Below are 3,662 nucleotides of genomic sequence, written 5' to 3'. Positions count from 1 at the left end.
TTTTGTTCTTTGAAAACTAGATAATGTAATGAAGAAGACATTACCGAGTAATCGCCATTTTAGGTTTTCTCTCTTATAAATAAATAAGAGTTTAAAAACCGTGAGGGTGATGAGAAGCGAACAGGTCGAGGAATCGATTGAGGAAGCACCGGAGCGTATGTTTTGTATACGTGAGGATGCTGACGATTGAGATGACGAAGAGATGTGAAGCTTATCATCGGCCGAACAGGTTAAGTTAGAAAGGGCGCACGGTGGATGCCTTGGCACTAGGAGCCGATGAAGGACGGTACTAACACCGATATGCTTCGGGGAGCTGTAAGTAAGCTTTGATCCGGAGATTTCCGAATGGGGAAACCCTCCATCCGTAATGGGATGGAACCCTTGCCTGAATACATAGGGCATTGGAGGCAGACCCGGGGAACTGAAACATCTAAGTACCCGGAGGAAGAGAAAGCAAACGCGATTCCCTGAGTAGCGGCGAGCGAAACGGGATTAGCCCAAACCAGGAGGCTTGCCTCCTGGGGTTGTAGGACACTCTACACGGAGTTACAAAGGAACGGAGTAAATGAACAGGCATGGAAAGGCCGGCCATAGAGGGTAACAGCCCCGTAGTTGAAACTTCGTTCCCTCCAGAGTGGATCCTGAGTACGGCGGGACACGTGAAATCCCGTCGGAAGCAGGGAGGACCATCTCCCAAGGCTAAATACTCCCTAGTGACCGATAGTGAACCAGTACCGTGAGGGAAAGGTGAAAAGCACCCCGGAAGGGGAGTGAAACAGATCCTGAAACCGTGTGCCTACAAGTAGTCAAAGCCCTATGACCTTCGGGTCAGGGTAATGGCGTGCCTTTTGTAGAATGAACCGGCGAGTTACGATTACATGCGAGGTTAAGTTGAACAGACGGAGCCGCAGCGAAAGCGAGTCTGAATAGGGCGAATGAGTATGTGGTCGTAGACCCGAAACCAGGTGATCTACCCATGTCCAGGGTGAAGTCCAGGTAACACTGGATGGAGGCCCGAACCCACGCACGTTGAAAAGTGCGGGGATGAGGTGTGGGTAGCGGAGAAATTCCAATCGAACTTGGAGATAGCTGGTTCTCTCCGAAATAGCTTTAGGGCTAGCCTCATGTTGTAAGAGTCTTGGAGGTAGAGCACTGTTTGGACTAGGGGCCCCCATCGGGTTACCGAATTCAGACAAACTCCGAATGCCAAAGACTTATCCATGGGAGTCAGACTGCGAGTGATAAGATCCGTAGTCAAAAGGGAAACAGCCCAGACCACCAGCTAAGGTCCCAAAGTATACGTTAAGTGGAAAAGGATGTGGAGTTGCTTAGACAACCAGGATGTTGGCTTAGAAGCAGCCACCATTTAAAGAGTGCGTAATAGCTCACTGGTCGAGTGACTCCGCGCCGAAAATGTACCGGGGCTAAACGTATCACCGAAGCTGTGGGTGGACACCATCAGGTGTCCGCGGTAGGAGAGCGTTCTAAGTGCATCGAAGTCAGACCGCAAGGACTGGTGGAGCGCTTAGAAGTGAGAATGCCGGTATGAGTAGCGAAAGATGGGTGAGAATCCCATCCACCGAATGCCTAAGGTTTCCTGAGGAAGGCTCGTCCGCTCAGGGTTAGTCGGGACCTAAGCCGAGGCCGAAAGGCGTAGGCGATGGACAACAGGTTGATATTCCTGTACCACCTCTTTACCGTTTGAGCAATGGGGGGACGCAGGAGGATAGGGTAAGCGCGCTGTTGGATATGCGCGTCCAAGCAGTTAGGCTGCAAACGAGGCAAATCCCGTTTGCATCAGGCTGAGCTGTGACGGCGAGGGAAATTTAGTACCGAAGTTCCTGATTCCACACTGCCAAGAAAAGCCTCTAGCGAGGGAAAAGGTGCCCGTACCGCAAACCGACACAGGTAGGCGAGGAGAGAATCCTAAGGTGAGCGAGAGAACTCTCGTTAAGGAACTCGGCAAAATGACCCCGTAACTTCGGGAGAAGGGGTGCTTTTTAGGGTGAATAGCCCGGAAAAGCCGCAGTGAATAGGCCCAGGCGACTGTTTAGCAAAAACACAGGTCTCTGCGAAGCCGCAAGGCGAAGTATAGGGGCTGACGCCTGCCCGGTGCTGGAAGGTTAAGAGGAGGGGTTAGCGCAAGCGAAGCTCTGAATCGAAGCCCCAGTAAACGGCGGCCGTAACTATAACGGTCCTAAGGTAGCGAAATTCCTTGTCGGGTAAGTTCCGACCCGCACGAAAGGCGTAACGATCTGGGCACTGTCTCAACGAGAGACTCGGTGAAATTATAGTACCTGTGAAGATGCAGGTTACCCGCGACAGGACGGAAAGACCCCGTGGAGCTTTACTGCAGCCTGATATTGAATTTTGGTACAGCTTGTACAGGATAGGTAGGAGCCTTTGAAGCCGGAGCGCCAGCTTCGGTGGAGGCATTGGTGGGATACTACCCTGGCTGTATTGAAATTCTAACCCGCGCCCCTGATCGGGGCGGGAGACAGTGTCAGGCGGGCAGTTTGACTGGGGCGGTCGCCTCCTAAAAAGTAACGGAGGCGCCCAAAGGTTCCCTCAGAATGGTTGGAAATCATTCGCAGAGTGTAAAGGCACAAGGGAGCTTGACTGCGAGACCTACAAGTCGAGCAGGGACGAAAGTCGGGCTTAGTGATCCGGTGGTTCCGCATGGAAGGGCCATCGCTCAACGGATAAAAGCTACCCCGGGGATAACAGGCTTATCTCCCCCAAGAGTCCACATCGACGGGGAGGTTTGGCACCTCGATGTCGGCTCATCGCATCCTGGGGCTGTAGTCGGTCCCAAGGGTTGGGCTGTTCGCCCATTAAAGCGGTACGCGAGCTGGGTTCAGAACGTCGTGAGACAGTTCGGTCCCTATCCGTCGTGGGCGCAGGAAATTTGAGAGGAGCTGTCCTTAGTACGAGAGGACCGGGATGGACGCACCGCTGGTGTACCAGTTGTCTTGCCAAAGGCATCGCTGGGTAGCTATGTGCGGAAGGGATAAGTGCTGAAAGCATCTAAGCATGAAGCCCCCCTCGAGATGAGATTTCCCATAGCGTCAAGCTAGTAAGATCCCTGAAAGATGATCAGGTTGATAGGTCTGAGGTGGAAGCGTGGTGACACGTGGAGCTGACAGATACTAATAGATCGAGGACTTAACCACATTTGATTGCTTTGTAATTCTTCTTCTGCATTATCTAGTTTTGAGGGAACAAAAACCTCATCTAAATAGTCTGGTGGCGATAGCGAGAAGGTCACACCCGTTCCCATACCGAACACGGAAGTTAAGCTTCTCAGCGCCGATGGTAGTTGGGGGCTCTCCCCCTGTGAGAGTAGGACGCTGCCGGGCGAAGACAGAGAGATGTCTCTTTGTCTTTTTTAATCCCTTGGTGATGGAATATTTTTCCTTTGAAATTAAGGGTTGACCCATAACACCGGCGGTGTTATGATAGTCAGGCACCTTTGAGAGCTGATGCTCTGAACAAACTTTTGAAAAAAGTTGTTGACGAAGGCTGCTAAAAATGTTATTCTAATATAGTTGCTTTAAGAGAGCGACTGAGATTGTTCTTTGAAAACTGAACGAACAAAAACGTCAACGTTAATCTTAATTTTTTATCAGAGCTAAATCTTACTCTTATATGGAGAGTTTGAT

The 3,662-nt window shown here is 51.1% G+C and carries 2 rRNA genes; both read left to right on the top strand.

Annotated elements, in window-relative coordinates:
* The first annotated feature begins 228 nt into the window (after nt 1–228).
* Nucleotides 229–3,173, top strand: a 23S ribosomal RNA gene (locus CYJ37_RS26695).
* Nucleotides 3,174–3,242: 69 nt separating this feature from the next.
* Nucleotides 3,243–3,359: ribosomal RNA gene (gene rrf, locus CYJ37_RS26690) — 5S ribosomal RNA — on the top strand.
* The last annotated feature ends 303 nt before the right edge of the window (nt 3,360–3,662 follow it).

Source organism: Bacillus sp. UMB0728 (genome assembly GCF_002858875.1).
Taxonomy (GTDB): Bacteria; Bacillota; Bacilli; order Bacillales; family Cytobacillaceae; genus Bacillus_AB; species Bacillus_AB infantis.
The sequence above is the reverse complement of the archived record's forward strand: the minus strand, read 5'-3'. Positions and strand labels throughout refer to the sequence as shown.